The 5,052-nt window shown below is 26.4% G+C and carries 4 protein-coding genes, 1 rRNA gene and 1 pseudogene; all 6 read left to right on the top strand.

Going from position 1 to position 5,052, the window contains the following annotated elements; translation table 11 throughout:
* A 5S ribosomal RNA gene (rrf, locus tag ACWYO2_RS04825) occupies positions 1–97 on the top strand; the annotation flags it as partial.
* 97 nt (positions 98–194) lie between these two features.
* Positions 195–1,283 carry a recombinase RecA gene (recA, locus tag ACWYO2_RS04820; protein WP_455515359.1) on the top strand — a complete coding sequence of 363 codons (1,089 nt, stop codon included), beginning with the start codon at positions 195–197 and terminating at the stop codon, positions 1,281–1,283.
* Positions 1,255–1,818 carry a regulatory protein RecX gene (locus ACWYO2_RS04815; RefSeq protein WP_455515358.1) on the top strand — a complete coding sequence of 188 codons (564 nt, stop codon included), beginning with the start codon at positions 1,255–1,257 and terminating at the stop codon, positions 1,816–1,818. Before recA ends, ACWYO2_RS04815 begins: the two co-directional genes overlap by 29 nt.
* Positions 1,819–1,843: 25 nt before the next feature.
* The gene (gene rdgB / locus ACWYO2_RS04810) at positions 1,844–2,428 is read left to right on the top strand and encodes an RdgB/HAM1 family non-canonical purine NTP pyrophosphatase (RefSeq protein ID WP_455515357.1); all 585 of its coding nucleotides are present in this window, start codon (positions 1,844–1,846) and stop codon (positions 2,426–2,428) included.
* Positions 2,429–4,492, top strand: a complete 2,064-nt coding sequence (gene recG / locus ACWYO2_RS04805; protein WP_455515356.1) for an ATP-dependent DNA helicase RecG — start codon at positions 2,429–2,431, stop codon at positions 4,490–4,492.
* A 113-nt stretch (positions 4,493–4,605) separates the two neighbouring features.
* Positions 4,606–5,052 (top strand): annotated as a pseudogene (locus tag ACWYO2_RS04800) (hypothetical protein); the annotation flags it as partial.

The following is a 5,052-nucleotide window of genomic DNA, read 5'->3' as shown; positions in this document are numbered from 1 at the left end:
AGCCACAGGGATACACCCAGTAACATTTCGAACCTGGCAGTTAAGTCTGTGTACGCCGAAAATACTAAGTAATTGGGAAGATAGGTAGTTGCCAAACTCTTTTTTTAATTATAGTGTTATAAAAAAATAACATTGACTTTTAACTTTTAAAATGATAAAATTAATTAAATAAAAATTAAAATGAAGGGGGCTATATGGCTAAAAAAAAGGAAATTGATCTTGAAGCTGAAAAGAGTAAATCTTTAGAAATGGCATTATCTAATATACGTAAATCGTATGGTGAAGGTGCTATTATGAAGCTTGGTGAAAATAGAAAACTTGATGTTAAGGCAATATCTACTGGTTCTATTGGAATCGATATTGCACTTGGAATTGGAGGTGTTCCTAGAGGTAGAATAGTTGAGATATATGGTGCAGAGTCTTCTGGTAAAACAACAATTGCTTTGCACATCATAGCAGAAGCACAAAAAAAAGGTGGTTTAGCTGCTTTTATTGATGCAGAACATGCTCTAGATCCTATTTATGCTAAAGCATTAGGTGTCAATATAGATGAATTATTAATATCACAACCTGATACAGGAGAACAAGCATTAGAAATTGCAGATCATTTAGTAAGAAGTGGAGCTCTTGATGTAGTTATTGTAGATTCAGTAGCTGCTTTAGTACCAAAACAAGAAATTGAAGGTGAAATGGGAGATCAACAAATGGGACTTCAAGCAAGATTGATGTCTAAAGGTTTGAGAAAAATAACAGGTAGTGTTTCTAAATCTGATACTGTATTAGTATTTATCAATCAAATAAGAGAAAAAATTGGTGGTTTTTCTTTTACACCTGGGGTTCAAACTACAACTTCTGGAGGACGTGCACTTAAATTCTTTTCTTCGGTTAGAATGGAAATTAAAAGAATTGGAAGTATAAAACAAGGAGATGAAGTAATTGGGAATGAAACCTTAGCTAAAATCACTAAAAATAAGGTTGCTCCTCCTCATAAAGAGGTTAAGTTTGCTATAATGTATGGAAAAGGTATTTCACATATTACTGAAGTTTTAGATATAGCGTTAGAAAGAGAAATATGTAGAAAAAGTGGTGCTTGGTTTAGTTTTGGGGATGAAAGACTAGGACAAGGAAAAGTAAATGTAGAAAAAATGTTGTCTGAAAATAAAGAGTTATTTGCTGAAATAGAAGCAAAAGTATTAGAATCAATAAAAGCTGATCAAAAAGAGAGTGTAACTGTTGAGGATACAATAATCGAAGATGAAAATATTGAAATTAGCGAAGAATAAAATTTATTTAGAAAATGAAATTATTGATATATCTAAAGATATTATATATATGTATTCTTTAACTGTCGATATGGATATTACTGATATATATTATGAATTAATTTTTGAATCTATGAAATATAAAGCTTTATACATATTAGGGTTAAAAAGTAGAACTGAATTTGAGTTGAAAAATAAGCTTAAAGAAAAATATGATAAAAAGAATTTTTATATAATTGATGATGTGGTAAAAAAATTAAAAGATATGCAGTTGATAGATGATTATGAATATGCTAATTCTTATATTAAATATAATATGAATAAAGGAGAAAATAAAGTTAAAAAATATCTTATATATAAGGGTGTGTCTATTGATGTAATAAATGATATATTTTCTAAATTTTCAGAAGAGTTTTATTGTGAAGAAAAGAAAAAAATAAAAGAGATTATAGAAAAAAATAATGATATACCTATTGAGAAACTTTTTAGAAAGTTATTATCAAGAGGTTATAGTTATTCAGTAGTATATGAAGTTATTAAAACCAAGCTTAAATAGTTTGGTTTTAATTTTAGGAGGATAAATGAAGTATGTGTTAGCAACTAAAAATAAAGGAAAATTAGAAGAATTTAAAAAATTATTTTCAGAAATAGGATTAGAGATTGTTTCTGAAGAAGAATTTTTCAATGGTGAAATTATTGAAGATGGAAAAACATTTGAAGAAAATTCATTGATAAAAGCTAGAACAATAGGTGATATTTCAGGACTACCTACTATTGCAGATGATTCAGGATTGTGTATAGATGATTTGAATGGAGAACCTGGAATATTTAGTGCAAGATATTTTCCAGAATGTAAGAATTATGTTGAAAAATGTGAAAAAATGATAAAACTTGTTGATTCAAAAAAGGGTAATAGAAAGGCACATTTTATTTCAGTAATTACTATATATTATCCAGAAAATGGAGTTGTTAAACATTTTAAAGGAAAGTGTGATGGAGAAATATTAAAGGAATTGAAGGGTGTTAATGGGCATGGCTATGATCCTATATTTTTCTCGTATGAATTACAAAAAGGTTTTGCTGAAGTTTCTTTAGAAGAGAAGAATAAAATAAGTCATAGAGCAAAAGCATTTCAGCTATTGAAAGCATATTTATTGGAGAAATAGATGTATAATAAAGTATACGATCAAATAGAAAGTTTTAATTTTAAAACCTTAGGTAGTAATAAAGGATATAAAACTAAGATAAATTCATTAAAAAAACTTGGTATATATACTCTTAAAGATTTAATTTATTTTTTTCCTAGAGCTTATGAGAATACAGCTAAATTAAAAAAAATATCTGATCTTAAAGATGGAGAAAATGCTATAGTTAGAGGGATAGTTGTTGATTTAAAAGTAAATATATTTAATGCAAGAAAAATGATAAAGGCATTAATTAAAGATGAAAATAATGATTTTTTAGAAGTTGTATGGTTTAATGCACCCTATATATCAAAAACTATATTTCTTAATGATAATATACAAGTGACGTCTAAGGTAAGAAAAAAAAGAGCATTACAAATGGTTAATCCGTCTTATATAAAATTAAATAGTAGAAGTGTTAAGGTAAATGAAGTTGACAAGAAAGAACCTATATATCCATTAACTTCAGGTATTACACAAAAATTTTTAATAGGTATTATAGAAGAATGTATAAATAAATACTTATTTCTTTTTGAAGAAAATTTACCAAAGAGTTTTATATTAGATAATAAATTAATGGATAGGAAACAAGCTATTATTAATATGCATAAACCTAAATATGATAAAGAATACCTTGAGGCAAAAAAAAGATTTATATTTGAAGAAGCCCTTATACTTGAAACCAAAATTTTAAAAAATAGATATTCTGAAAATATGAAAAATAGTAATATGTATTTTTTAAATGATAATAAGAAGTATGTAAAAGAATATGTTAAAAATCTACCTTTTGAGTTAACAAAAGATCAAAAAAAAGTTATATCTGATATACATAAAGAATTAAATGAAGGTAAGATTATTAATAGATTACTTCAAGGAGATGTGGGAAGTGGTAAGACTATTGTTGCGTTAGTAATGTTGTTATATATGGCAGAAAATTCATATCAAGGAGTTATAATGGCTCCAACTGAAATATTAGCAAGACAACATTATTTAGAAGTCTGTGAAGAATTTTCTAAATATGGTATAAAAGTAGAATTACTTACTGGAAGTGTTAAAGGTAAGTATAAAGATAAAATATATAGTGAACTAAAAAATGGAGATATAGATATATTGATTGGAACACATTCTCTTATAGAAGATAATTTAGAATTTAAAAAACTAGGTTTGATTGTTATTGATGAGCAACATAAGTTTGGAGTTGAGCAAAGAAATAAAATAAGAGATAAAGGTATATATGCTAATTTAATAGTTATGAGTGCAACGCCTATTCCAAGATCTTTAGCACTTACAATTTATGGTGATTTAGATGTTTCGGTTATAAAAACTAAACCTATGGGTAGAAAATCTATAAAAACTAAATGGATAAAAAATAAAAATGAAGAAAAAAAGATGTATGAATTTATAGATGATAAAATAAAAGAAGGAAGACAAATATATGTAGTTTCTCCTTTAATATCTGATAGTGATAAGTTAAATTTATCATCAGCTGAAGCAACATTTGAAGAATATAAGGAAAAGTTTCCACAATATACAATAGGACTTTTACATGGCAAGTTAAATTCTAAAGATAAAGATAAAGTTATGGAAGAATTTAAAAGTAATCAAATAGACATATTGATTTCTACTACAGTTGTTGAAGTAGGAGTTAATGTTCCTAATTCAACTATAATAATAATTTTAAGTGCTGAAAGATTTGGATTATCTTCATTACATCAATTAAGAGGAAGAGTTGGAAGAAGTTCTATGCAAGCATATTGTTTTTTAGTTTCAAATACCAAAAATGAAATATCGCAAAAAAGATTACAAATTATGGAAAAAACAGATGATGGCTTTGAAATAGCAGAAGAGGATTTAAAAATACGTGATACAGGAGAAATATTTGGTATAAAGCAAAGTGGTTTATCTGAATTGAAGTTAGTTGATATAGTAGAAAATATGACAGAAATTTTAATTTCAAAAAATTTTTCTCAAGATTATTTGAAAAAAAATAAAGGGAATATTGTTGATGAAAATCTTAAAATTGATATTAAAAATATTAAAGATTAGAAAATTTGAAAATATAAGATATAAAATTATTACTAAAAACTAGACTTTAAATAAAAAATGTAGTATAATCATATTGAATATATATATAAAAGATAATATTATAGGAGGATAAAATGAAAAAAGCATTATTATTAGTATCAGCATTGGTATCACTTAGTGCGGTTGCAAGTGTTGAAGTGCAATTAAAAGGTGGTTATGATGTATTTAGAAGATATGCTCAAAATGACCAATTTTTCAGTAAGAATGATAACGTTAACGATTTACAAAAAGGATTTGTTGCAAATGTAGAAATTTTCCCATTTAATCAATATAAAGTTGAATTAGGTGCTGGGGTTGAATATAATTTCAATAATAGTACTTACGGATATGGATTTGCAAAAGATGGAATTGATAGAAGATATCACAGTGTTCCAGTATACGGAATAGTTAAAGCAAATGTATTACAAGCAGAAAATGGAGATGCGCCTTTAGCTATAGTTGGTAAATTAGGATATAATTTCATTAAAGATGTTGATAAAACACATCCAACTAATGACAAAGCTGCTGCAGGTGGGTTATAT

Source organism: Pseudostreptobacillus sp., assembly GCF_977040545.1.
This window is presented reverse-complemented; position numbering and strand designations above follow the sequence as displayed.

Excerpts from the sequence above, each read along its gene's own strand:
- recA (WP_455515359.1), top strand. The coding sequence starts at position 195 with ATGGCTAAAAAAAAGGAAATTGATCTTGAAGCTGAAAAGAGTAAATCT.
- ACWYO2_RS04815 (WP_455515358.1), top strand. The coding sequence starts at position 1,255 with ATGAAAATATTGAAATTAGCGAAGAATAAAATTTATTTAGAAAATGAA.
- rdgB (WP_455515357.1), top strand. The coding sequence starts at position 1,844 with ATGAAGTATGTGTTAGCAACTAAAAATAAAGGAAAATTAGAAGAATTT.
- recG (WP_455515356.1), top strand. The coding sequence starts at position 2,429 with ATGTATAATAAAGTATACGATCAAATAGAAAGTTTTAATTTTAAAACC.